The following is a 25,514-nucleotide window of genomic DNA, read 5'->3' on the forward strand; positions in this document are numbered from 1 at the left end:
GCGCGTCACCGGGTCCGTTAGTGAAGTCGTGCGTCGAGACTTGCGACCGCATGCGGATACAAGGCTTCGAGCAGGCCGAGCAGTTCGATCACATCGACCACCGCGCGGCTGGAATCGGTGAGCGAGAACGGCCGTCCATCGGCCTGGATCGCCTGCTTGGTGGCCAGAAGCAACTGCAGGCCGGTGGTGTCGATCTCGCTGACTGCGCCCAGGTCCAGATGCAATCCACCCGGATGCGCCAGTGCCGGTTGCAGCAGTGGCTTAAGTTCGGCGGCGCGACGGATCGTCATCTCGCCCTCGAGGGCAAGCGTCAACGGCGCGGGGAAATCGGACGATAGGGTGGTCATGGGTGCCTCGAGCGATGCGGTGCGCAGCGTGCGCGATGACGCGGGGAAGGTCGCTGTGGCGTGATCGGCGTGGGCGGGGTGCGCACGCCGGGCATGCCGGTCTATGCAGGTATCGGCGCCCGGCCGGAATATTTAGGTCAAATTCAGCGCGATGACGGAAATGCGAAACCTGTCACTGCATGGGAATTAACTGCTCAGGTTTGTCGCAGACGGGCTCAGGGGCCGGATGTCCTGGACAGTCCCGGGGACAAAAGTGCCTGCAAGAGCCGGGCTCGGGCTCACGAAGTGCGCTGCCGCAGAGGATGCATCTGCCGCGGCGGACGCGAGTGATGCGGTCCATCGCGCATCACCGCAGTCGTTGGCGGCATGGAGATCCTCAAACCTGCGCAAGCAAGCGCAGCGATAGCTGCGAGCAGGCACTGCGCTGCCTGCGCTCATCACCGCGCTTGAGCCTGATCTCATTGCGCCACGGCGCGGCGCAATGATGTGCCTCAGCCGGATACCAATGCCGCCAGCAGGCAGTGTGCGGCATTGAAGCGGTCCGCACCCTCGGGCAGCGGCAACTTGATGCGCAGTTTTTCCTGGCCATCCATTGCGTAGATCTTCGGCAGTTTCTGGATCGTCACGGCCACTTCGAACACCACGGATACTGCCACCACTGCCGATGGCTTGGACAATCCCACCGCCACGCCCATCGTCGCCAGCTACAAAAAGGCGCGCGAACTCAATTACCAGGCCACCAATGCCGCCGCCGCACTCGCTCTCAAAGATGCGCCTGCGCCCGTTGATCCGTATCGCCAGCCGGCCAACGCCACCGACCGCCCGAGCCTGAGCAACGCCGACTGGCGGCGCGACCCGGCAGACGGACAATGGCATCGCCTGGTCAAGACCGCGATCTCCGGTGCCAACGAGCGCGGCAGCTACGTGCAGGAGACAGCATTGCCGCCTCGCGCGGCGGAACTGGAGGCGCAGGCGCAGGCCACCATCGCTCGCAACATCGCCAACAGCCCAGGGGCGATCGCCGCGCGTTATGAACTGGCCTGCCACCGCAGCGGTTGGGCGGCCGATGGGTTGCCGATGTCGCCAGCCGTGCAGCAAGCGTTGCCCGATCCGGATGCGCTGACCGCCTCGGACGGCCAGCGCTACTACCGGAACATGGAGGGCCAGTGGACCAGCCACGGCGCTCCGCCCGATGGCAACCGGGTGCTGGAACTGGAGACCACGCGCGCCATGCTGCAGCCGGCGCTTGCCGAGCAGGCCCAGGCAATTGCCGCCATCAGGCAGTCGCCGCCGTCGCCGCAGGACGTGCAGCGCGAGCAGACGCTGTATCGCTACCGCATCGTAGGCACCGAGTTGCAGCCGCAGTGGCGCGAAGCAATCGAACTGGCGACACAGCGCACCCGCGAGGCGGAAGGACTCGCAGGCGATGGCGCCATGCAGCTGCAGCGCGGCCCCGGCGGTCAGTATGGCGCCGACAGCCCGGTCGCCCATCTGCAGCGCGATGTCAGAACATACAAATCGCGTATGCTGGCGGCGCCCGCTTGATAAAAGCGGATATAGCATTTTGCTTATATGCAGGGTCGATCGGAGAACACCCATGAACCAGTCAAATCAAGCGCAAGCGATAAATCCGAATGCACCCAGGAAGGGCGAGTTCTACATTCTCAGGTCCGATATCGGGGGGGGCGGTCGCGGCCCTGGTTTGAAGCTTGAGAACCCAGATGCGGTGCCATTTTCCATTGCTGAAAGCCTGCCGGGAGAGGATGCGGGGCTGGCCGCATTGAAAGAGACCCCGCGCCTGCGCTACGACAGCCGCATCGGTGATATGCCCGATGATCTGGAGAGTGGTTTGACGGACTACTGGCTGGTCTCCGAGCCGCTGAAGCAGGTTCTTGAAGCTGCTGACCCGGAGGGCTTTGCCTTCGCGCTATGCGACTTCCGATTGGAAGACGGCACGCCCGGGGCACCGCACTATCTTTGCGAAGTGGTGCGGATTATCGACGCCATCGACGAGGAAGCATCCACGGTAAAGGTGCTGACCGGGTATCCAAATGGCAAGTACTACAGCCTTGTGGGGGGGGCTGAGTTGGCATTTAGGAAAGACGTGATCGGGGCCGCGCATGTCTTCAGAACACCGCATACAGCCGACGCCTTTTGCGATCGTTTCTTGCGCAACACCCTGGTTTCCGAGGGGTTCGGCAGATCATCCAAGAGGCGTGGCGTTCAGCTAATCGACGCTGCAAATTACGGATAAAGATTTCTCTGCATGGATTTTGGAGTAAAAGCAGATGCCCTCCGGTAACGTCATCCTTCAAAGTCACCACATTATTGAAAATAGTACTTTTCTCAGAAATCGGCTTCTTAATAAATTGGTCGAGCATGGCTTGATCGACAAGGATGTGTCGACCAATCGCCTGTATCTTCCGGTAGATGGCAAGCTGGCTGACGAAATCGAAACATCCCCCCACCGAGGACGCACGCGTAGCTCCTACACGATGGGAATTGCGGGTTATCTTGACGATCTAGGTAAATCCCCAGACGGCCGCGCCGCCATGCGCAACGACGCTGCAGCATTGAAGCGCGTCGCCGCCCAGGTCCACGACCTGCAAGACACCCTCAAAGTCGCCCTGATCAACGGCGACATGTTCGCAACGACCCCGGATCACTTGACCAAGGCCGAGACCAACGCGCAAAGCCGCAGAACCCTCTTCGAGATTGATCAGTACCGCGCCATCCACGCCGACCAGCTGAAGACGCTGCGCTCGATGAGCACTGTCGAATCCGAATGGGCCGCGATCACGCACTCCGAACAGCGGATCGCAACGGTGATCGAAGCAGCACGTACGACCGGCAAAAATCTGGTCGCTGTCCCTGATGAACGCGATGCCGTGATCCGCGAAATCGCTGGACGCGAAGAATTTCGCATGGCCATCGCGCACGCCGAAGAGGCCTGGCGTGTCACGTTGTCCGAGTCCAACGCGGCAATGATCAGGCGGGTATTGGACGACACGCCACTGACCATCCGCGCGGCTCGCAGCATTGCTCATCTTCCAGGTACCTCACCACATCCGTACATGCTACTGTCGCAACGCGGCTTCGCCACCGCCGAGCTACTGGCAGGCGAGCTGTCCGCCGGCCAGGTAATGCGCACCGCCGGCCCGCGTGCCACCGCCGCAGATGCGGTGGCCTCCGGTCCTGCGGAGGAGCAGCGAAAGCCACGCATGAAGACCGCAGGCGTGGCGGGGCGACGATCGCGCGCGCCAGGGCCGGCGCTGTCCGGAAGCGTCGGGGTTTTCCTACTGCGTTAGTCGAAGAAGACAGGCAAGATAGAAAGCTGCTTCCCGTTCCAACAGGAGCCACAGCATGCCCAGCACTCGCCGCCGGTCCCGCTTCCATAGCTGGCGGTCACGCGCAGAGGCGGGCATTTGTTGAAGAGGCAGCGAAGCGACTTGCTTGTGGGCGCCTGTTCCACGCGTGTTGGATTGTTGAGAGAAAGTACCTATGAACGAAGCAAAAGAAGCCCGCGAAATACTTGACAATGCACCTCACGAAGGTGAGTTCTACATCTTCAGGCCTGATATGCGCGGCGGTGGGTCTGGACATGGGGTGGTCTTCGAAAACGAGAAGGCGCTTCGCCCAGAAGGCAGGGGAATCATTCGACCAAAGGACGGAGGGTTCCCGCCTTTCAAAGAAGCTCCGCGCCTTCGATATGACGAAAGCCGAGGTCGGATGCCGAATGATCTGCAAGATGGCTTCAGCGGGTACTGGCTGACCTCGGACCCACTAAAAAAATTGCTTGAATCGATTGATCCCGAAGGATTCGAGTTCGTATCCTGTGAGTTTATTTTGGAAGACGGGTCGCAGGGCCAAGCACATTATTTGTGTGATGTTGCCAGAGTGATTGATGCGATCGACGAGCATGCTTCGACGGTCAGGGTTCTGACACAGGGATATTCGAAAGGAAAATACTTCGATCTGACTGGCGGCGCCAGCTTGGCCTTTAATAAGGAAGTCATTGCGTCAGCCCACGTCTTTCGGACGCCTTACACGGCTGACGTGTTCTGTGATCGCTTTTTACGTGATGCGCTGATCAAAAATGGATTTGGAAGATCACCAAGGACACGCGGTGTCCGACTTATCGACGCTTCGGCTTATTGATTGCCTATTGCGAACGAAGAGCCCAAAATCATGCCTGCCAGTCAAGTCATTCTTCATAGCCACCATGTAATCGAGCAAGATATTTTCAGCAATAATCTTTTGCTAAAAAAGCTGATTGAACATGGCATGATCGATGAGCATTCATCCGCAAATCGCTTATATTTACCGGTGGACGGAAAGCTGGCCGACGCACTTGAAATATCGCCTCATCGTGGACGGACTCGAAGTTCTTATACAGATGGCATCACGGACTTTCTGAATCGGCTTGAGAAAAGTGACAACGGCCAGGCAGCTCTGGATAATGATCAAGTAGCACTGAGAAAAATTGCCACTCAAGTGCACGACCTGCGAGACACGCTAAAAGTCGCCCTCATCAATGGCGACGCATTCGCAACTACTCCTGATCGCCTGAGCAAGGCCGAGACCAACGCGCAAAACCGCAGAACCCTCTCCGAGATTGATCAATATCGCGCTACCCACGCCGACCAAGTGCAGGCGCTGCGCTCCATGAGCACTGTCGAATCCGAATGGGCCGCGATCACCCACTCCGAGCAGCGGATCGCAAAAGTGATCGATGTCGCACGCACAACTGGGCGCAATCTAGTCGGGGTCCCACGTGAACCCGATGTTCTCGCCCGCGAAATCGCCGGCCGCGAAGAATTCCGCATGGCCATCGCGCACGCCGAAGAAGCCGGGCGCGTGAGGTTATCCGCGTCCAACGCGGCCTTGGTCCAGCAGGTCTTGGATGACACGCCAACAACCATCGGCGGTGCTGCGCGCAGCATCCGCCAAGGCGCAGGCGCCACACCGCAGCCGTCGTACACACCAGTATCGCAACGCGGCTTCGCCACCGCCGAATTGCTGGCAGGCGATCTATCGGCAGGCCAGGCACTGCGCACCGCCGGCCTGCTCGCCACCGCCGCTGACGCGGTCGCCTCCGGCCAACGCGCCACGCACTTGCTCGGCCAGGACAACCCGCTGGCCGCGCAATCGGAGCTGGCGCATTTCGCCGGGCGCAATATCGGTGGCTGGGCCGGCGGCACGACGGCCGCCTACGCGCTGGGCAGCTCCGGCGCCGGACCGATGGTGTTGATCGCCGCCGACGCGTACTTCATGAGCGTGGCCGGCGAAAAAGCCGCCGCGTTGCTCGATAACCGCGCCATCTATACCCAGACCGATCGCGATGGCACGCAGTGGTCCTTCGATGGCCGCGCCTGGGCGCGCGAGGGCAAGGCCGACACCACTGCCGATGGCGTGGACAATCCCACCGCCACGCCCATCGTGGCCAGCTACCAAAAAGCACGCGAACTCAATTACCAGGCCACCACTGCCGCCGCCGCACTCGCTCTCAAAGATGCGCCTGCGCCCGTTGATCCGTATCGCCAGCCGGCCAACGCCACCGACTGCCCGAGCCTGAGCACCGCCGACTGGCGGCGCGACCCGGCAGACGGGCAATGGCATCGTCTGGTCAAGACCGAGATCTCCGGTGCCAACGAGCGCGGCAGCTACGTGCAGGAGACCGCCTTGCCGTCTCGCGCGGCCGAACTGGAGGCGCAGGCGCAGGCCACCATCGCCCGCAACATCGCCAACAGCCAAGGGGCCATCGCCGCGCGTTATGAACTGGCCTACCATCGCAGCGGCTGGGCCGCCGATGGACTGCCGATGTCCCCGGCCGCGCAGCAAGCATTGCCGGATCCGGATGCGTTGACCGCCTCAAACGGTCGGCGCTACTACCGCAACATGGAGGGCCAGTGGACCAGCCACGGCGCTCCGCCCGATGGCAATCGCGTGCTGGAGCTGGAGACCACGCGCGCCATGCTGCAGCCGGCGCTCGCCGAGCAGGCCCAGGCAATTGCCGCCATCCGGCAAATCCCGCCGTCGCCGCAGGACGTGCAGCGCGAGCAGACGCTGTACCGCTATCGCATCGTGGGCACGGAACTGCAGCCGCAGTGGCGCGAAGCGATCGAACTGGCGACACAGCGTACCCGCGAAGCGGAAGGACTCGCAGGCGATGGCGCCATGCAGCTGCAGCGCGGCCCCGGCGGTCAGTATGGCGCCGACAGCCCGATCGCCCATCTGCAGCGCGGCGCCGATGGCGTGGAGCGCATTGCAGCGGTGACCAGCACCGAGGACATCCGTCAGGCGCTGCAGGAGGTACGTGCGCAGCAACGGCCGCAGCCATCATCGCCCGACCAACCAGGCCGCCACGTCGCATCCGCGGCGCGCCCATCTGACGGCGCTGCCGATGCCGATACGTCTGGCGCCTCTGCCGCGTCCAGCCCGCAGTTGCTGCTGGATGTGCAGGCGCGCACGCAGGCCGCCCACGCGGCCCAGGAGCGTCAGGAGCGCATCCAGCAGGATCGCCTGGCGCAGGAGCAGCATGCCGCGCAGGTGCGCGAACACCTTCAGCAGGCACCATCGGAGCACGACGACCGCGGTCGCGCCGAGCAAGCACTCCAGGCACGCGCGGTGTTGGCCGCTCAGCACGACACGCAGGAGCAACGCGAGCAGGCAGAGCGCCTGCTGCAGGAGCGCCAGGCACAGACCAGCCAGCAGCGCGAGCTCCAGCAGCGTGAAGAGAAGGACATCCAGCAGCGTCACACGCAGCACGCCCGACACCACGAGCAGGAGCAACGCAACACCCAGCGTGCGCAGCAAACCGATCTGGCGCGCAACGCCGAAAAGCACCAACAGCCGCCGGAGCAGGACCCGCAGCAACGTGCATCGGGATTCCCTCAGGCCCAGGACGTCGAGAAACCGGTTCCCGCGGGGCAACACGTCCAGCGGGTTCAAGCGAAGGATGTGCCTCCTGGGCAGGCACAGGAATCCTCACTGGGCCACGCGGCGGCCGCTGAGGCACAGCGAGCCCCGCTGCAGGCCGCAGAGCAGGAGCAAGCAGCCGTCTCCCCTGCGCCATCGGAGCGCTTTGTCGCAGAGGCACTGCCAGTTCCGGCCCGGCAGCAGGCACGCGAGGACGCTGTACCGACCACACCCGACATGCCGGCCGCGCACACGTCGCTGCTCGAGACCGAGACCGCACAGCAAGTCACGCTGGATGGGCCCGCACAGGAGTCTGACGCCCAACACGGCCGGAAGGCGTTTGCCCAGGACACGGCGGTGTCGCATATCACGCCCACAACCGCGTGGCGCGATGCGGACCTGCGCAACCCCGAACCGCAAGCCCCGGCCCCGCCGCAGGGGCCATTTCCTGCGGAGCCGCCGGACGCACAGAAACATCCACCACGGGTCGCGCTCATGCATCCGCAGGTGCCATCCACTGCGTCACTGGCCGACGAGCGCTACGAGACGGCGCCCGCGCAGGACCTGCAGACACGAGCGCCGACTGTAGCGGAGGAGCCAGCTCGGCCGCCTCCCTCCACCCGCTTGGAGGACACCACGGTGCGGTCACCGGAGGCAGGTGGCACCGATCGCGCTGTGGCGCTGCCCGAACATGCACACGCTGCGGTCCAGGCGCCTTTGGCGTCGCAGGTCGCCGCCGCCGCTGTCGATGGTGCCGATGCGCCCGCCCGCCCCGGCCCCGCGTCGCCAACGCCGCCGACGATGCGTGCACTGCGGGCGCAACTCGAGCAGGAGTTCGCGCGAAACGCCCGGATTGCCGAACAACGGCAGGCACGGGTGGCGCGCGGAGAACTGCCGTTCACAGAGCTGGAACTACGCGGCGAGCACGATCCCAATGGCCCTGCGGCGAAGGTGGACGCAGCCTATCCGCCGCGCGAGGCGATGGCACAAGGAAGTACGCCCGACACCGCCAGTGCTGCCACGACGCAGCCTGGCAACGCACACGGGGATCTGCAGCCGCCGCTGCGCAAGGACATCAGCGCAACCCCGGACGTCAACGATCTGCTGTATGCCCTCCACTCCAAGAACGATCTGGCCATCGACGAAGCGCTCAGGCGGATTGCCGGCAACCCGGTCGCCAATGCGCTGGCCCAACGTGGCCGCGACCATCTGCAAGCCAATGCCCAGCAGGAGGCGCAGGAGCAGGTGACTGCACGTCAGGCGTTGGGAATGGACGTGACCGCGGAAGTACAGACCAGCCGTGGCCCGGTGATGGTGTTGACGCTGCCGCAGTTTGCCACCGGCCCCATGATGCACTATGGCCCTCAAGGGGACGGCGGTGGCGGTGGAGACGGTGGCGGAGGTGGAGGTGGCGGAGGAGGCGGTGGTGGTGGATAGTCCACGCAAGATGCGCTGCATCGACGCTTTGTAGAGAGACGATGAACGGTCAGAACATTCCCGAACTGTTGCAAGCCAACGCCATCCTTGGGGCGTCGAATCAGAAGTTGCAGGAAACCATCGATGCCATGGCCGTGCTGATTGCGACCATGCAGCAACGCGACGACCGCATGCATGAGCAGGTGCGGCAGCAGTTGCAGCGGTTGCAGGATGCGGTCAACAGTGCCGATCTGCGGGTCAACCGGATGGTGGAGAGCGCGCTGCCGCGGCTGGTGCAACTGAGCCAGCAGGCGTTGGCCCCGGCGGTGGAGCGATTCGACGCGACACTGGCCGCGGCCGGGCAGAGGCTTGGGCAAACCACGCAGCGTTTTGCGCATGCGCAACAGTCTCTCGAGACCACCGTCACGCGGCGCATGTGGGTCGCTTCAGTCAGCCTGCTTGCGGCAGGCGCCCTCAGCGTGATGGTGGCAGGCTACGCGCTTTACACCGCCAAGGCGGCGGCTGCCGAAGTAGCGCAATACCGTGCAGAAGTGGCGTATCTGGACCGGGTCATGCGCGCGGACCTGGTGCCCTGCGGCAAGGATCGGCTATGCGCGGTTTTCGAGAAGAAAGCCACACGCTATGGCGATCGCGCCCAATACCGGGAGATTGCACTGCGCGCTCCCGCGTCGCAGCCATAAGGGCGGCTAGAGCAGAGCAACGGCGCCTCGGTCTTGGATGTATGCAGACGGTGCGCGGCATCGAGCAGAACATGTCGCGCTTGGTTGCAACATCGCTGGTCTGCGCCAACGGCCATTTCCGATCATTCGCGGCTGCCACAGGCGTGCTGCCGGTGTGACGAGAAACGCCGCCGTCGTCAGCCCGGTGCCAGCGCCGCCAGCAGGCCGCGTGCGGCATTGAAGCGGTCCGCGCCCTCGGGCAACGGCAACTTGATGCGCAGTTTGTCCGGGCCATCCATCGCGTAGAGCTTCGGCTGCTTCTGGATCATCTGGATGATGGTCATCGGGTCGATCGACGGCTTGGCTTCGAACACCAGGCGCCCGCCGTTCTCGCCCAGATCCAGCTTGCGGATGCCCAGGACATTGGCCTGCAGCTTGAGCTCGGCGATGGCGAACAGGTGTTTGACAGGGTCCGGCAACAGACCGAAACGGTCGATCATTTCCACCTGCAATTCGCGCAAGGCCTCGGCATCGCGCGCGCTGGAAATGCGCTTGTACAAGGTCAGGCGGGTGTGCACGTCGGGCAGGTAATCCTCGGGAATCAGCGATGGCACGTGCAGTTCCACCTCGGCACCGCGCACTTCCTCGCCGGCATCCAGGTCGGGCAGCTTGCCCTGGCGGATGCTGCGCACCGCGCGTTCCAGCAGCTCGGTGTAGAGGCTGAAACCGACCTCGGCCATCTGCCCGCTCTGGTCCTCGCCCAGCAACTCACCGGCACCGCGGATTTCCAGGTCGTGCGTGGCCAGCGTGAAGCCGGCGCCGAGCTCGTCCATCGATGCGATCGCTTCCAGGCGCTTCTCGGCATCGGAGGTCATCGAGCGCCGGTCCGGCACCACCAGATACGCATAGGCGCGGTGATGCGAACGGCCGACGCGGCCGCGCAGCTGGTGCAACTGTGCCAGGCCGAAGCGGTCGGCGCGGTTGATGATGATGGTGTTGGCGTTGGGGATGTCGATGCCCGATTCGATGATCGTGGTCGACAACAACACGTTGAAGCGTTGCTTCTGGAAATCCAGCATCACCCGCTCCAGCTCGCGCTCGGGCATCTGCCCGTGCGCGATGCCGATGCGCGCTTCGGGCACCAGTTCGGACAGATCGCGCTGCATGCGCACGATGCTTTCCACATCGTTATGCAAGAAGTACAGCTGCCCGCCGCGACTGAGCTCGCGCTGGAACGCTTCGCGCAGCAGGGTGTTGTCCCAGGCGGTGATGAAGGTCTGCACCGCCAGCCGGTTCGGCGGCGGGGTGGCGATGATGGACAGGTCGCGCAAGCCGGCCATGGCCATGTTGAGCGTGCGCGGGATCGGCGTGGCGGTCAGCGTGAGCAGATGCACATTGGCGCGCATCGCCTTGAGCGCTTCCTTCTGCCGCACGCCGAAGCGTTGCTCCTCGTCCACGACGACCAGCCCGAGATCCTTGAACTTCACGTCCGGCTGCAGCAGCCGGTGCGTGCCGATGATCACGTCGATGTCGCCGCTGGCGACCTTCTCCAGTTCGGCCTTGATCTCCTTGGTGCTCTTGAAGCGCGAGAGCACTTCTACCTTCATCGGGTAATCGGCGAAACGGTCGCGGAAATTGCGGTAGTGCTGTTCGGCCAGCAATGTGGTCGGCACCAGCACGGCGACCTGCTTGCCGGCGCTGGCGGCGGCAAATGCCGCACGCACCGCCACTTCGGTCTTGCCGAAACCCACGTCGCCGCAGACCACGCGGTCCATCGGCTGGCTGCTGGCCAGATCGCGCAGCGTTGCATCGATGGCAGCCAGCTGGTCGCCGGTTTCCTCGAACGGGAATCCGGCCGCAAACGGCTCGTACATCGCACGGTCCACCTGCAACGCCAGGCCGGCGCGCGCGCGGCGACGCGCCTGTATTTCCAGCAGTTCGGCAGCGACGTCGCGGACCTTTTCGGCCGCCTTGCGTTTGGCCTTGGTCCATTGCTCGCCGCCCAGCGAGTGCAGCGGCGCGGTCTCGGCCGAGGCACCGGAATAGCGGCTGATCAGGTGCAGCTGCGCCACCGGCACATACAGCCGGTCGCCCTTGGCGTATTCGATTTCCAGGAACTCGCCGGGCATGCCGCCGGCGTCGAGCACGATCAGGCCGCGGTAGCGGCCCACGCCGTGGTCTTCGTGCACGATCGGCGCGCCTTCGGACAGCTCGCCCAGGTCGCGGATGATCGCTTCCGGTTCGCGTCCCACCCGGCGCGTGCGGCGCGGCTGGTTGGCCCGTTCGGGAAACAGCTGGCGCTCGGTGAGCACCGCGATCTGCGGGTCGTCCAGCGCAAACCCATCTTCCAGCGGCGCCACGGTAATGCCGAAACGCAGCGTTGTGGCAGCCAGGAACGCAGGCAGGTCGGCGACCACCTCCGGCTTGAGCTGTGCGGCAGCCAACACTTCCATCAAGGCTTCGCGACGGCCGGCCGAATCGGCGGCCACCAGGACGCGGCCAGGATAGTGGCCCAGGAAGGAGGCCAGCGCCTGTCCGGCGGGCGCGTCCTTGGCCGCCACCGGCAACGGCGGCAACGGCTGGTCGCCGAGCGCGGATGCCTCGTCGATGCGCGGGTGGTCGGCTGGCCACACCTCGATGCGCGCCAGCTTGTTGAGCCGCTCGCGCAGCGCATCGGGGGACTGATACAGCTCGTCCGGCGGCAGCAGCGGGCGCTCCACATCGTGGCGACGCTGTTCGTAGCGGTGTTGGGCCTGGGTCCAGAACGCGTCGGCGGCGTTGGACACGCCGGTGGCGATCACCGGCAGCACGCGCTTGTCCAGGTAGTCGAACAAGCTGGCGGTCTTGGCGAAGAACATCGGCAGGTAATACTCCACGCCCGAGGGCGCGATGCCGGATTTCAGGTCCTGATACAGCGCACTGCGGCGGGTATCCACGTCGAAACGTTCGCGCAGGCAGGCCAGCACGCGTTCGATGCTGGCATCGTCCATCGGCACTTCGCGGCCGGGCAGCATCTTGACCGCGTCCACCTTGTCCAGCGAACGCTGCGACTCGGGGTCGAAGGCGCGGATCGAATCGATGTCCTCGTCCAGCAGTTCGATGCGCAGCGGCGTGTCCGCACCCATCGGGAATACGTCCAGCAGGCCGCCGCGCACCGCGAAATCGCCTGGATCCATCACCTGCGGCACGTTGCGGTAGCCGGCGCTTTCCAGACGGCGTTTTTCCGCCTCCAGATCCAGCCGTTGGCCAACGGTGAGATCGAAGCTGCCGCCCACGATATAGCTCAGTGGCGCCAACTGCTGCAGCAAGGTCTGCACCGGCACGATCACCACGCCGCGGCTCAGGCCGGGCAGGCGATGCAGCGCCGCCAGCCGCTGGCTGATGATCTCCGGGTGCGGGCTGAACTGGTCGTAGGGCAGGGTTTCCCAGTCGGGAAACGGCACCACCGGCAGCGACGTCGATTCACCCAGCAGGGCATGCAGATCGGCTTCGATCTGGTGCGCGCTCTGGTTGTCGCGTGCGATCACCAGCAGCGGCCCGGCATGCGCCTCGGCAGCCCGCGCGATCGACCAGGCCAATGCAGTGGGAGACGACGGTGCGCGCCAGTAGGCGCGGAGCTGGCCGGACTTGGGCAGCGGCGGAGAGGGGTAGGTAGGCGACGGCATCAGCCGGCGATTTTATCAGAGCCCCCGCAATGCTCGGTCCATCTGGCGTGAAAGCGGGCAGTGGGCCGTGCGCGAACAGTTTCGCCATGTTCTGCTTGGCTTGCCGCTGCCGTGACCGGCCGACGTTGGAGTCACAGCTGGGTGGTTCGAAGGCGCGGTGCCCTCACCGCTTGCGGGACACGCCGTGAATCCGTCCCTGGAGGCTCGGTGGCGGCATCCATGCCGCCACACGGTCCCGCAAGCGGCGAGGACACCGCGCCAGACGGTTTTGCGTGGCGCCGTGGTATGAGCCAAACACAGCGCGCCCGTCAGCACCGCGATCCTCTCGGCGGGTTTCGCAGCGCGCCGTCGAGGAACGTCGGGCCTCCGACTGGCGTGAAAGCGGGCAGTGGGCCGTGCGCGAACAGTTTCGCCAGGTTCTGCTTGGTCTGCCGCTGCCGTGACCGGCCGACTGTGGAGTAACAGCGGGGTGGGTCGAAGGCGCGGTGCCCTCACCGCTTGCGGGACAAGCCGTAAATCCGTCCGTGGAGGCTCGGTGGCGGCGTCCATGCCGCCACACGGTCCCGCAAGCGGCGAGGACACCGCGCCAGATGGTTTTACGGGGCGCCGTGGTATGAGCCAAACACAGCGCTCCCGTCAGCACAGCGATCCTCTCGGCGGGTTTCGCAACGTCCCGTCGAGGAACGCCAGGCCGCCCCGGAAAGTGGATTTCCCGTGATGCAGCAAAACCTGAGCCCCGATCATCCATAACCGCGATCCGCTTTCACGAATCCCCAATCCCGAATCCCGAATCCCAGCCCCTCAGGCATCCAACTCCAGCACCATCCGCACCAGCTCCGGAGAGTCCGGATGCGCCTGCGGCTTGAAGCCCAGCGATTCGGCCAGCTGCAGCATCGGCACGTTGCTCTGCAGCACGTCGCCGAACAGGCAATCGAGATATTTGCGGCGCGCCCACTTGACCAGCTTGCGCATCAGCTGCCGGCCCAGCCCCTGGCCGGCGACGAAGCTGCTGACCAGGATGGTGTACTCGGCCTGGCGGGTGCCCGGCACCAGCGCTGCCCGCGCCACCGCGCCGACCAGCGCTTCGCCCGGCGGCAGCTGCTCGGCGGCGACCAGCACGATCTCGCTCTTGGGGTTGGGATGGGTCAGGCGTTGCACCATCTCCGGGGTGATCTCGGCGGAGGAGCGCACGAAGCGCGCGCGGATCTCCTCCGGTCCCAGCAGGCTGAATGCCCCTTGCAGCGGCGGGCCGTCCTCTGGACGGATCGGGCGGAGCAACAGGGTGCGGCCATTGGGCAGGCTGAAGTTTTCATGCCAGGGAGGCATGCGATTGCGGATGGCCATGACCGGTATTCCTTAAAGATCGGAAGATTCTGGCACCAGCCCGGCGCGCGACCGTGAATGAATCCGGTGCGTCGCTGAGAGCCAACGAGGGGTGGCAGTGCTTCCCACGCAACTGTAACGAGCCGAGCCGTGAGCCAGTCGTGAGAGTGCCGGGACCGGCGTTGGCAGGGGCGTGGCCCGTCGACGCGTGGCCTGCCACGCCGCACTGGTACTATCGCCGCGCAGCATCCTCGCGGCCGCGCGGGCAGCCCAGCGGCCGGGTACACCGGTGGTGCCGTGCAGCGCATGCAGGGGAGTCTGCGTCACCTGCCTGGCGCGGTGACAGCCGGCAGCCGACCGCCGACCGCCGACCGCAGCACAGCGTCCAGCCGTTCCGGCTGCCATCGGCCACCACCACGGCCGGCGGCCGATCAGGCGTCCTGGCGCAGCCACTCCAGCCGGGTGGAGGCGCCGGGTTCGCCCAGATGCTGCTTCAGTACGGGCAAGGCCGGCGCCAGCACCTGGTCGAACTGCCAGGGCGCGTTGACGATCAGCAGCCCGCTGCCGGTCAGGCGCAACGGCGAGTCGTCCGGGTGCACCTGCAGCTCGGCCACCAGCACCGATTTGGCCGGCAGCGCGGCGGCCTTGCGCATGAACGGCTGCAGGCTGCGGCGCAGCTTGATCGGGTACCACACCATGCAGATCGCCTGCGGCCAGCGCGCCAGCACCTCGCGCACGCTGTGGATGATCTGCGGATACTCGGCATCCTGCGCTTCGTAGGGCGGGTCGATCAGCACCAGCCCGCGGCCGATCCTGGTGTCGCCCGCGCGCGGCGGCAGGAAGGCGCGGATCGCCGCATAGCCGTCGCCGGCGTGCACGCGTACGCGGCTGTCCTTGTCGAACAGGTGCTTCAGTGCCTGGGCTTCGTCCGGCTGCAGCTCGCAGAACGCCATGCGGTCCTGCTCGCGCAGCGCTTGGGCGGCCAGCAGCGGCGAGCCGGGGTAATGGTTGAGCTGGATGCCGGCGGTGGGGCGCGCCGGCTTCTGCCCGGGGGCGGCGGCGCGCGCGGCGGGCTGGTTGTCGGCCTGCACCGCGCGCAGGTAGCGCTCGACCACCTCCGGCAGGGTGGATACGGCCATCAACCGCATCACCCCCGCATCGGCTTCGCTGGTCTTGCGGCTTTCCTCGCCACCGAGCAGGTAGCGGCCGCGCCCGGCGTGGGTGTCGAGCACGAAGAACGGGGTGTCCTTGCGCTTGAGCGAGTCGATCAGCGCCAGCAAGGCGATGTGCTTGAGCACGTCGGCATGGTTGCCGGCATGGAAGGCGTGGCGATAGTTCATCGCGGCAGTGTAAGCGGGCGCGGGGGTTTGCGCTGGGATGCGCGGTCGCCTGCGGTCTGCTGCAGCCGGCGAGGGCGGCGCCGGCGAAGGGTTGCGCTGGCGGGGAACCGCGCGCGCTGCGTCGGCGCTATAGATCGTGCACGCCTGCGGCTATGCTGCGCGCCATGTCCGACACTCCCGTCCGCGTGCTCGTCGTCGAAGACGAGGCCGCCATCGCCGATACCGTGCTGTATGCGCTGCGCAGCGAAGGCTATGCGCCCGACCACTGCCTGCTGGGCCGCGAGGCGCTGGCGCGGCTGCGTGCCGAGCCGGCCGATCTGGTGGTGCTGGATGTGGGCCTGCCGGACATCAACGGCTTCGAGGTCTGCCGCAGCCTGCGCAGCTTCAGCGAGGTGCCGGTGATCTTCCTCACCGCGCGCAACGACGAAATCGACCGCGTGCTGGGGCTGGAGCTGGGCGCCGACGACTACATGGCCAAGCCGTTCTCCCCACGCGAGCTGGTGGCGCGGGTGCGGGCACGGCTGCGTCGCCGCAGCGTGGCAGCGGCGGCCGAACCCGGCTGGCAACCGCATGGCGCCTTTGCGATCGACCGCGAGGGCAGCCGCATCCGCTATGGCGATGCCCTGCTGCCGCTGACCCGCTACGAATACGCGTTGCTGGCGGCATTGCTGCAGCGTCCCGGCGCCATCCTCAGCCGCGCGCAGTTGATGGACCGAGGCTGGGACGCCAGCGCCGACAGTGCCGACCGCACTGTCGACACGCATATCAAGACCCTGCGCGGCAAGCTGCGCCAGGCCGGCGTGCCGGCCGATCCGATCCGCACCCACCGTGGCCTCGGCTACGCGCTGGAGCTGTAGCCGATGACCTTGCGCAGGGCAGCGTGCATCACCCGGGCGGTGCGCTGAGATGCGGCTCGGGCTCAAGCTGTTCCTGGGGTTTTTCCTGATCGTCGGGCTGGCCGCGTTCTTCGTGATGCGGGTATTCGTCAACGAGGTCAAGCCCGGCGTGCGCCAGGCGATGGAATCCACGCTGGTGGATGCGGCCAATGTGCTGGCCGAAATGGCCGGCCCCGAGCTTGCGCAAGGCACGATTGCCAGCGGCAGTTTCGCCCGCCATCTGGCGCAGGCGCAGCAGCGCGACCCCAAGGCCTGGGTGTGGCGCTTTCGCAAGAACAACGTGGACTACCGCGTCACCGTGACCGATGCGCGGGGCGTGGTGGTGTTCGATTCGCTGGGCCGCGATGTGGGCCGCGACAATTCTCGCTGGAACGATGTCTACCGCACCTTGCGCGGCGAATACGGTGCGCGTTCCAGCCCGGAGATCGATGGCGACCCCACCGCGACGGTGATGCATGTGGCCGCACCGATCTATGCGCCGGACGACCGCAAAAGACTGATCGGCGTGCTGACCCTGGCCCAGCCCAATCGCAGCATCGATCCCTTCATCGAGGCCAGCCAGCGCAACATCCTGCAGCGCGGCGCCTGGCTGATCGGCATTTCCGCAGTGATCGGCATCGCGATGACCTGGTGGCTGATGCGCGGCATCGGCCGGCTCAATCGCTATGCGCAGGCGGTGAGCGCCGGCATCCCGGTGCCGCCGCCCAAGCCGCGCGGCGACGAGATCGGCGACCTCGGCCAGGCGCTGGAAACCATGCGCCGCAAGCTGGAAGGCAAGGCCTACGTGGAGCAGTACGTGCAGTCGCTGACACACGAGATGAAAAGCCCGCTGGCGGCGATCCGCGGCGCCTCGGAACTGCTCACCGAGCCGTTGCCGGAGGCCGACCGCCAGCACTTCGTCGCCAGCATCCGCGCGCAGGAACAGCGCCTGACCGAAACCATCGACAAGCTGCTGGCGCTGGCCGAAGTGGAACAGCACGGCTGGCTGCAGACGCGCGAGCGCATCGCCGTGTCCGGCCTGCTGCAGGCGGCGGTGGATGCCGTAGCGCAACGCGCTGCCAGCGCCGGGGTCCAGGTCGAGATCGATGCCGCAGGCCTGGCGGCCGGCAGCCAGGCCGTGCACGGCGATGCCTTCTTGCTGCGGCAGGCGCTGATCAACCTGCTGGAAAACGCCATCGCGTTCTCACCGGCGGGCAGCAGCGTGTCCCTGCGCACGCAAGTGCAGGACGCGCAGCTGCAGCTGCTGGTCGAAGACCGCGGCAGCGGCGTGCCGGACTACGCGATCGAACGCGTGTTCGAGCGCTTCTACTCGCTGGCCCGCCCGCAGACCGGGCAACGCAGTTCCGGTCTGGGCCTGCCGTTCGTGCGCGAGGTGGCGCGCCTGCACGGCGGCGAGGTGGCCTTGCGCAATCGCGACGGCGGCGGCGCGGTGGCGGCACTGCGCCTGCCTCGTGGTTGAAGCGCATCGCGTGGCGTGCGCACCAGGCCGGCGGACGATTGCCGCAGTCTGGCAGTTGCGGCATGCGTGGTGGCACATGCCGCATGTGGATCAACGATGGATCGTCGCGCGCGGCGCGTCAGTGCACCACGTCTGCCCCGGTGACGTCCTTGGCCACCACCGACCACGCCAGCTTGCCGAAGCCCTTGGTGCCCCACTCGGTGCCCCAGCTGTTTTCGATCAGCAATCCCTCGCTGTCGTAGCCCAGCGCAATCACTGCATGCCTACCCAGGAGCGGCGTGGTGATGTCGTAATCGACCTGGTTCTTCGGCGAGAGATCCTCGAAGCCTTGCCGGACATTGAAGCCGATCACCACCGGCGTGGACGCAGCCAACGCAAGCTTGATCTGCTCGATCAGGGCACGCCCACCGTTGCCGTTGCCCGAATACAGCACCGTGTACTTGCGGTACGGCGTCGGGTTCCTGGCCGCGTTGGCGCGGTCGGTGGCGGTGGGCGGGTTCTTCCAGTTGTAGTTGCCCCACGAATAATGCTGCTCGGTGTCGATGCCCTGCGCCAGCGCCACGTCCAACGGCGCTTCCAAGCTGGAACCGTCATCGACGCCGCCATTGACCTGGCTGTAGAGATACATCGGGGCAAAGCGGGTCTGCGCCTGTTTGTTGGCGGTGGCATACCAGCCGGTGAGGGTGTGGGCAGTGGCCCACGATACGCAGGAATTCACCTGGCCCTGGTCGCCCGGCGGGATCGCCCAGGCGGTCAGGTCCACCGTCGCAGGCAGCGATTTGGCGGCGCTCGCCGTGCCGAACAGCGGGGTGACCGGCTGCATCAACGACGATGGTTTCAGGCCCATGCCGTGCGTTGCCGCCTGCGCGACAGCAGACGACAGGCTCAGGGACACGAGCAGGCAGAGCACGAGCGAACGTTGGGTGTTCATGGCTGACAAACTCCAGGCTAAGAGAGGAATGCAGTCGACGCAGGGGTGGAGCCACGGGCGGCCAGTGGGCAGACGGATACGACGGCGCCGATGTGGCGCGCGCGAAGTAACGAACGTCTGGAAAAGGACGGGACTGGAAAGCCGTGCTCAGAACAACATGAAAACCGAAGATACGAACCTGCAGCACGCAACTGCAGGCGCATCGTTGCGCCTGCCGCTGCCACGCGCAGTGGCGATGCGAAGTGCCGTCGAGGAAACGGAAGCAGGTTGCGGGCCTGGGTTGCACTTGCGCCGATGGATCTTCGTATTCCCTCACTGCGTCACAGTGCCGGCGCGTATCAGCGCAGCGGCCACTTCACATTCGCTTCAAATTCGCCTCAAACCCCCATCACCGACACGGCGCAGTCTGAGCACCTTCCAGACTGAGGACGGTCGATGAAATCCCTGAAACTGTTGTTGCGCTTCGCCACCATCGGCGGGTTGATCCTGCTGTTGCTGATTCCCTTGTTGCTGATTCGTGGCGCGGTACAGGACCGTGCCCGCTACCGCGACGAGGCGGTGGAGCGGGTGGCGCAGAGCAAGGCCGGCGAGCAGCAGTTCATCGCGCCGGTGCGCGTGCTGCCCTACACAGAGGAGGTCCAGGTGACCGAGCCGGACGAGCAGGGCAACCAGCGCAAGGTGTGGCGCAAGCGCGAGGGTGCGCTGTTGCAGACCCCGCGGAGCCTGAAACTGAGCGGTGAGATGGTGCCGTCGGTACGCGAAGTGGGCCTGTACCGCGTGCAGGTGTATTCCTGGAAAGCGACGCTGCACGCCGAATACGAACCGCTGGACTACGCCGCCGTGCCCACCCGCGTCTACGGCCAGCCGCATCTGGCGGTGGGCATTTCCGATGTGCGCGGGCTGGTCGGCACGCCGCGGCTGCAGGTGGACGGGCGTGCGGTGGCGCTGCAAAGCGGTGCCGGCGCGCTGGCGGATCGGTCGGCGGGCGTGCACGCCGAACTGAGCCCGCTGGCCGATCCGGTGGCCGGGCGGCTGCAGGCGGGCAATGTGGTGGACATGCAGTTCGTGCTGGACGGCACCCGCCGGCTGGCCATCGCACCGATCGCCGACAACAACGAGATCGCCTTGCGCTCCACCTGGCAGCACCCGTCCTTCGGTGGTCGGTTCCTGCCCAACGCGCCCAGCATCGGGCCGAAGGGTTTCGATGCCAGCTGGTCGCTGTCCTCGCTGGCGACCGGCGCACAGACCCAGCTGCAGTCCAGCCAGTCCGGGCTGGACATGCTGGAGGTGCGCCTGGTCGATCCGGTGGACGTCTATACCCAGGCCGACCGCGCCAGCAAGTACGGCATCCTGTTCGTGGTGCTGACCTTCGTGGCCTTCGTGCTGTTCGAGCTGATCAAGCGCCTGCCGATCCATCCGTTGCAATACCTGCTGGTCGGCCTGGCGCTGGCGATCTTCTTCCTGCTGCTGCTCAGCCTCTCCGAACACATCGCGTTCTGGCAGGCGTATCTGGTGTCGGCGGCCGCGTGCATCGGGCTGCAGTTCTTCTACCTGTCCGGGGTATTGCGCAGCTGGGGGCGGGCAGCGGGATTCTCGGCGATGCTGACCGCGCTGTATGGCGTGCTGTACAGCCTGTTGATCTCCGAAGACAACGCGCTGCTGATGGGTTCGTTGCTGCTGTTCGGCATCCTGGCCAGCATCATGTGGGTGACCCGCAAGCTGGATTGGTACGAGCTTGGCAACAGCCTGCGCTGAGGTCGGTAATGAGGACGCAGGGACAGCTGGTCCGGCGGGCGCAGCGGCTGCTGCCCGCCGGGATCGAGACGGTGGCGCTGCTTCCCGCAGCGCCACCGCTCGCGTGGGAATGCTCGGCGCTGTCGGCCTTGCCGTTGGCCGGGCAGGGGCGCCGCGGCGTCATTGGCCTGCGCTTGCACCAGGGCACGGTACAGGCGGTACGTAGCGGCGGTTGCGCGTTCTTGCAGGCCTCGCGGCAACAGCTGCAGGCCGGAGCCACGGTGCAGCGTCGCTACGGGCCATGGCAGCGCCTGAGCGATGGCAGTTACTGGGCCCGCAGCAGCGATGCGCTGCTCGGGGTGCTGGTGGCCGCGGAAGAGGCCGCGGTGTGGTTGATGTGGCAACAGCCGGTTGCCACGCAGCGTCGCCACCCTAGCTGGTTGCGCTGAGCCGCGGTGGCGTGGGGGGCACGATGTGCTCGGCTCGCTTACCATGGCCGGCATGACCGGTGCTTCCCTCAGTGTTGAAGCGGTGAGCGGCAACGCGGTGTTGCCGTACCTGGATGCGGTGGCGCAGCTGCGCATCGCGGTGTTTCGCGCATGGCCGTATCTGTACGACGGCGATGCCGATTACGAACGCGGCTATCTGGCGGCGTATGCGGCCTCGCCGGACAGCGTGTTCGTGCTGGCGCGCGATGGCGATGCGGTGGTCGGTGCGTCCACCGGCCTGCCGCTGCTCGACGACAGCGATGCCTTCCACGCACCGTTCCGCGCAGCCGGCATCGACCCGGCCAGCGTGTTCTATTTCGGCGAGTCGGTGCTGCTGCCTGCGTATCGCGGGCGTGGCATCGGCCACGCGTTCTTCGATCGCCGCGAGGCACATGCGCGGGCGCTGGGACGCTTTGCGCTGACCGCCTTCTGCTCGGTGGATCGTGCGCCAGACGATCCGCGCAAGCCGGCCGATTACCGTCCCAACGATGCGTTCTGGCGCAAGCGCGGCTATGCGCCGCAGCCGCACATGCAGGTGCGGCTGGCGTGGGCAGAGTTGCAGTTGGGCGAGATCGACCACAGCTTGAGCGTGTGGACCCGCGCGTTGGCAGACTAGCCGCGCTCGCACCGTCTGCGTCGTCGCAGGCCGCTACCGTGCCGGCCTGCATGTGTCTCCGCACTTGCCGCCACAGGACCCCGCCCATGAACACGCCGCTCACCATCGCCGTTGCCAAGTATCCGATCGGCAAGCCTGCGGATTTCGACGCGTTCGCCGCGCGCATGTCGGCCCTGATCGGCGAGGCGGCGTCGGCCGGTGCCCGTGTGGCGGTGCTGCCGGAATACCTGTCGCTGGAGCTGGGCGCGACCTTCGGCACGCAGGTGTCTGCCGGTCTGCCGGAATCCTTGGCCGCCATCCAGGCCTTGCGCGCGCCATGGCTCGAACTCTTCGCCGGCCTGGCGCGCCAGCACCGGCTGCACCTGGTACCCGGCAGTTTCCTGCTGGATACGGGCCAGGGCCGCTACCGCAATCGCAGCGACTGGTTCACCCCCGATGGCCGTCACGGCTGGCAGGACAAGCTGCAACTCACCGGTTTCGAAAAGGCCACCGGGCTGATCGAGCCGGGCGATGCGCTCAAGGTGTTCGACGTCGATGGCGTGCGCGCGGCGATCGCGATCTGCTACGACAGCGAATTCCCGCTGCCGGTGCGCGCGCAGTACGAGGCCGGTGCACGCCTGCTGATCGTGCCCAGCTGTACCGACACCGCCGCTGGCGCCACCCGCGTACGCATCGGCTGTCTGGCGCGCGCGCTGGAAAACCGCATGTTCGTCGCCCAGTCGGTCACCGCCGGCCAGGCGCCCTGGAGCCCGGCGCTGGATATCAATACCGGCGAGGCGGCGGTGTTCGCGCCGATGGACGTGGGCTTCCCGGATGACGGCGTGTTGGCACAGACCGCAGGCGAGACGGTGTGGGCGTATGCGGCGTTGGATGTCGATGCCTTCGAGGCCAGCCGCGCGCAGGCGCAGGTGGCCAACGACCGCGATTGGCCCGGGCAGTGGGCGGCGGATCTGGCGCGTGCCCGGCTGGCCGCGTGGGAGTGAGCCTGCGTCGATCGCGGCGGTGGAGTGGGCCAGGGACTGGCTTCAGCGCCACATCGCCTCTGTCCGCACTGTCACGCCAGCGCCCACCAATGCCGCGGTCGTGGTGTACTGGCGGTCTTCTCCCGTAAGGTCGCCCACCCGCTCATGGCCAAGAAAACCCTGATTCCGCGCAGCGTCCGGCTGGAGTTCACGCCTGGCGCACTGGTGCACAGCAATCTTTCCGGCGCGGCGTTCACCGACGACTGGCTGTGGGTGGCCGGCGACGAAGCCTGCGCGGTGGACCGGTTGCGCAGGCTGCCGCCCGGCCAGCGCGAGACCTTGCGCTTCGGCCAGGGGCAGAGTTTTCCGCTGGCCGAGCTGCTGGACCTGCCGGGCGAAGACGCCGAGGAAGCCGACCTGGAAGGCATGGGGTTGTCGGATGGGTATCTGTGGGTAGTCGGCTCGCATGGGTTGAAGCGCAAGAATGCCAAGCCCGGCCGCGACGACGCCGACAACGCCAAGCGCCTGACCAAGCTCAAGCTCGATGCCAACCGCCGCCTGCTGGCCTGCCTGCCGGTCGAACGCGACGACGACGGCACGCCGCGGCTGGTGCGGCAGACCGCCGACGGCCGCCGCGCATTGCGGCTCAAGGGCGATGCCAAGCACAACCAGCTCACCGAGCTGCTGGCCGACGATCCGCATTTCGGCCCGTTCCTGAAGATTCCCGGCAAGGACAACGGCTTCGATATCGAAGGCATCGTGGCCGATGGACAGCGCCTGTTGCTGGGCCTGCGCGGGCCGGTGCTGCGTGGCTGGTCGGCGCTGCTGGAAATCCAGGTGGAGGCGCATGGCGATCATCTGCGCCTGGCGCCGCTGGACGAAGACGGCACCCTGCTGCGCAAGCACTTCCTGCAACTCGGTGGCCTGGGCGTGCGCGACCTGCATTACTCCGGCGACGATCTATACCTGCTGGCCGGGCCGACCATGGTGTTGAACGGCGAGATCCGCCTATTCAAATGGCCGGACGCGCGCAAGCAACTGGCCGCCAACCGGGAACCGGTGCGCTTCCAGCACACGCTGCTGGAGGCGGCCGTGCTGCCGCACGGCACCGACAGCGACCGCGCCGAGGCGATCTGCAACCTGCCGCCGCAGCTGGCCGGCAAGACGCCCAGCTGGCTGGTGCTGTACGACGCACCCGGCCCGGCGCGCAGCGGCGGCGAGTGCGTGGTGTACGGCGACCTGCTGCGCAACCGCTGAACCGGCGGGCCGGGCAGGGCCGCGCCGCGCAAGGTAAAATCGGCCCATCCCACGTTTGCCCGAGCGCTCCATGACCTGCCGCACCCGCTTTGCCCCCAGCCCCACCGGTTACCTGCATATCGGCGGCGCCCGCACCGCCCTGTATTGCTGGCTGGAGGCACGTCGTCGCGGCGGGCAGTTCGTGCTGCGCATCGAAGACACCGACCGCGAACGCAGCACCCAGGCGGCCATCGACGCCATCCTGGAAGCGATGGACTGGCTGGGCCTGGACTACGACGAAGGCCCGATCTACCAGACCCAGCGCATCGCGCGCTACCAGGAAGTGGCCGAGCAGCTGCTGGCGCAGGGCAAGGCGTATTACGCCTACGAGACCCGCGAAGAACTCGACGCCATGCGCGAGGCGGCGATGGCCAAACAGGAAAAGCCGCGCTACAACGGCGCCGCCCGCGAGCAGAACCTTCCGCACCGCGACGACCCCAACCGCGTCATCCGCTTCAAGAATCCGCTCGACGGCAGCGTGGTGTTCGACGACCTGATCAAGGGCCGCATCGAGATCGCCAACAGCGAGCTCGACGACATGGTGATCTTCCGCCCGGACGGCTACCCCACCTACAACTTCGCAGTGGTGGTGGACGACTGGGACATGGGCATCACCGAGGTGATCCGCGGCGACGACCACATCAACAACACCCCGCGCCAGATCAACATCTACCAAGCGCTGGGTGCGCCGGTGCCGCGTTTCGGCCACATGCCGATGATCTTGGACGAGGAGGGCGCCAAGCTCTCCAAGCGCACCGGTGCGGCCGACGTGATGCAGTACAGGGACGCCGGCTACCTGCCGCACGCCCTGATCAACTACCTGGCCCGCCTGGGCTGGTCGCATGGCGACCAGGAGCTGTTCAGCCGCCAGGAGCTGCTGGACCTGTTCGACATCACCGACGTCAATTCCAAGGCCGCGCGGCTGGACATGGCCAAGCTCGGCTGGGTCAACCAGCATTATCTCAAGACCGACGACCCGGCCAGCATCGCGCCGCAGCTGGAATACCAGCTGGGCAAGCTCGGCATCGACGTGGCCGATGGCCCGGCCGCTGCCGATGTGGTGGTGGCGCTGCGCGAGCGTGTGCAGACGCTCAAGGACATGGCCGAAAAGGCCGTGGTCTGGTACCGGCCGCTGGAGGTCTACGACGAGGCGGCGGTGATCAAGCACCTGAAGCTGGGTGCCGAAGTGCCGCTGGGCAAGGCGCGCGAGCTGCTGGCGGCACAGCGCGAATGGACCGTGGAGAGCGTCTCGGCCGCGCTGCACGATGCCGCCGCGGCGCTGGAACTGGGCATGGGCAAGGTGGCCCAGCCGCTGCGCGTGGCCATCACCGGCACCCAGGTCAGCCCGGACATTTCGCAGACGGTGTACCTGGCCGGCCGCGAGGGTGCCTTGAAACGCATCGATGCGGCACTCATCAAGATAGGAGCGGCCTGACGCCGGAG

General features: G+C 66.3%; 17 protein-coding genes and 4 pseudogenes. 15 read left to right on the forward strand and 6 right to left on the reverse strand.

The genetic code is table 11. From position 1 onward, the window contains the following. Nucleotides 1-17: 17 nt before the first annotated feature. Together ACCQ05_RS07465 and ACCQ05_RS07470 are read right to left on the reverse strand one after the other, a co-directional pair. A complete protein-coding gene (locus ACCQ05_RS07465) occupies nt 18-347 on the reverse strand; it encodes an STAS domain-containing protein (RefSeq protein WP_104540096.1) in 330 nt (109 codons plus the stop codon). Between the two features lie 491 nt (nt 348-838). Beyond that, nucleotides 839-1,024: a hypothetical protein gene (locus ACCQ05_RS07470; protein WP_372394245.1), complete on the reverse strand. Its 186-nt coding sequence runs from the start codon at nt 1,022-1,024 to the stop codon at nt 839-841. Here ACCQ05_RS07470 and ACCQ05_RS07475 point away from each other — a divergent pair. The 7 genes and pseudogenes from ACCQ05_RS07475 to ACCQ05_RS07505 all read left to right on the forward strand — a co-directional run. Further along, nucleotides 1,002-1,847 (forward strand): annotated as a pseudogene (locus tag ACCQ05_RS07475) (hypothetical protein); the annotation flags it as partial. The gene ACCQ05_RS07470 and the pseudogene ACCQ05_RS07475 overlap by 23 nt on opposite strands. A 97-nt stretch (nt 1,848-1,944) precedes the next feature. After that, nucleotides 1,945-2,601 (forward strand): imm11 family protein, encoded by a 657-nt coding sequence (locus ACCQ05_RS07480; protein WP_372393391.1) that lies wholly within the window; start codon nt 1,945-1,947, stop codon nt 2,599-2,601. A 319-nt stretch (nt 2,602-2,920) separates the two neighbouring features. Then, a pseudogene (locus ACCQ05_RS07485) lies at nt 2,921-3,556 on the forward strand (hypothetical protein); the annotation flags it as partial. A 292-nt stretch (nt 3,557-3,848) separates the two neighbouring features. Further along, nucleotides 3,849-4,505, forward strand: a complete 657-nt coding sequence (locus tag ACCQ05_RS07490; RefSeq protein ID WP_372393393.1) for a DUF1629 domain-containing protein — start codon at nt 3,849-3,851, stop codon at nt 4,503-4,505. A 315-nt stretch (nt 4,506-4,820) separates the two neighbouring features. Further along, nucleotides 4,821-7,035, forward strand: a pseudogene (locus ACCQ05_RS07495) (hypothetical protein); the annotation flags it as partial. Nucleotides 7,036-8,312: 1,277 nt separating this feature from the next. Further along, nucleotides 8,313-8,702: pseudogene (locus ACCQ05_RS07500) on the forward strand (hypothetical protein); the annotation flags it as partial. 41 nt (nt 8,703-8,743) lie between these two features. Then, on the forward strand, nt 8,744-9,382 hold the full coding sequence (locus ACCQ05_RS07505) for a hypothetical protein (RefSeq protein ID WP_372393394.1): 639 nt from the start codon (nt 8,744-8,746) through the stop codon (nt 9,380-9,382). Between the two features lie 176 nt (nt 9,383-9,558). On the opposite strand, the gene mfd is transcribed toward ACCQ05_RS07505, so the two are convergent. The 3 genes from mfd to ACCQ05_RS07520 form a co-directional block, all read right to left on the reverse strand. Beyond that, nucleotides 9,559-13,026 carry a transcription-repair coupling factor gene (gene mfd, locus ACCQ05_RS07510; RefSeq protein ID WP_372393395.1) on the reverse strand — a complete coding sequence of 1,156 codons (3,468 nt, stop codon included), beginning with the start codon at nt 13,024-13,026 and terminating at the stop codon, nt 9,559-9,561. An 801-nt stretch (nt 13,027-13,827) separates the two neighbouring features. Further along, nucleotides 13,828-14,370: a GNAT family N-acetyltransferase gene (locus tag ACCQ05_RS07515; protein WP_047697449.1), complete on the reverse strand. Its 543-nt coding sequence runs from the start codon at nt 14,368-14,370 to the stop codon at nt 13,828-13,830. Nucleotides 14,371-14,780: 410 nt separating this feature from the next. Then, nucleotides 14,781-15,689 carry a 23S rRNA (adenine(2030)-N(6))-methyltransferase RlmJ gene (locus ACCQ05_RS07520; protein WP_372393396.1) on the reverse strand — a complete coding sequence of 303 codons (909 nt, stop codon included), beginning with the start codon at nt 15,687-15,689 and terminating at the stop codon, nt 14,781-14,783. A gap of 152 nt (nt 15,690-15,841) precedes the next feature. Here ACCQ05_RS07520 and creB point away from each other — a divergent pair, with 152 nt between their 5' ends. Together creB and creC are read left to right on the forward strand one after the other, a co-directional pair. After that, nucleotides 15,842-16,546, forward strand: coding sequence for a two-component system response regulator CreB (gene creB / locus ACCQ05_RS07525; RefSeq protein WP_372393397.1), 705 nt, complete (start codon nt 15,842-15,844; stop codon nt 16,544-16,546). Between the two features lie 49 nt (nt 16,547-16,595). Beyond that, nucleotides 16,596-18,044, forward strand: a complete 1,449-nt coding sequence (gene creC / locus ACCQ05_RS07530; RefSeq protein ID WP_372393398.1) for a two-component system sensor histidine kinase CreC — start codon at nt 16,596-16,598, stop codon at nt 18,042-18,044. 118 nt (nt 18,045-18,162) lie between these two features. On the opposite strand, the gene ACCQ05_RS07535 is transcribed toward creC, so the two are convergent. Next, complete coding sequence (locus ACCQ05_RS07535) at nt 18,163-18,975, reverse strand: C1 family peptidase (protein ID WP_372393399.1); 813 nt, start codon at nt 18,973-18,975, stop codon at nt 18,163-18,165. A gap of 435 nt (nt 18,976-19,410) precedes the next feature. Here ACCQ05_RS07535 and creD point away from each other — a divergent pair, with 435 nt between their 5' ends. The 6 genes from creD to gltX all read left to right on the forward strand — a co-directional run bounded on the left by creD (nt 19,411) and on the right by gltX (nt 25,506). Next, entirely contained in the window at nt 19,411-20,730 is a 1,320-nt protein-coding gene (creD, locus tag ACCQ05_RS07540) for a cell envelope integrity protein CreD (RefSeq protein ID WP_372393400.1), read from the forward strand. Nucleotides 20,731-20,738: 8 nt separating this feature from the next. Continuing rightward, nucleotides 20,739-21,158 carry a hypothetical protein gene (locus ACCQ05_RS07545; RefSeq protein ID WP_372393401.1) on the forward strand — a complete coding sequence of 140 codons (420 nt, stop codon included), beginning with the start codon at nt 20,739-20,741 and terminating at the stop codon, nt 21,156-21,158. 43 nt (nt 21,159-21,201) lie between these two features. After that, nucleotides 21,202-21,813: a GNAT family N-acetyltransferase gene (locus ACCQ05_RS07550; RefSeq protein ID WP_372393402.1), complete on the forward strand. Its 612-nt coding sequence runs from the start codon at nt 21,202-21,204 to the stop codon at nt 21,811-21,813. A gap of 86 nt (nt 21,814-21,899) precedes the next feature. Continuing rightward, a complete protein-coding gene (locus tag ACCQ05_RS07555; RefSeq protein WP_372393403.1) occupies nt 21,900-22,796 on the forward strand; it encodes a carbon-nitrogen hydrolase family protein in 897 nt (298 codons plus the stop codon). A gap of 144 nt (nt 22,797-22,940) precedes the next feature. Further along, nucleotides 22,941-24,032 carry a DUF3616 domain-containing protein gene (locus ACCQ05_RS07560; RefSeq protein ID WP_372393404.1) on the forward strand — a complete coding sequence of 364 codons (1,092 nt, stop codon included), beginning with the start codon at nt 22,941-22,943 and terminating at the stop codon, nt 24,030-24,032. A 70-nt stretch (nt 24,033-24,102) separates the two neighbouring features. Beyond that, complete coding sequence (gene gltX / locus ACCQ05_RS07565) at nt 24,103-25,506, forward strand: glutamate--tRNA ligase (RefSeq protein ID WP_372393405.1); 1,404 nt, start codon at nt 24,103-24,105, stop codon at nt 25,504-25,506. Nucleotides 25,507-25,514 lie beyond the last annotated feature (8 nt).

Origin of the sequence: Xanthomonas sp. NCPPB 3582, from assembly GCF_041475735.2 — a bacterium.
Classification (GTDB): Bacteria; Pseudomonadota; Gammaproteobacteria; order Xanthomonadales; family Xanthomonadaceae; genus Xanthomonas; species Xanthomonas codiaei.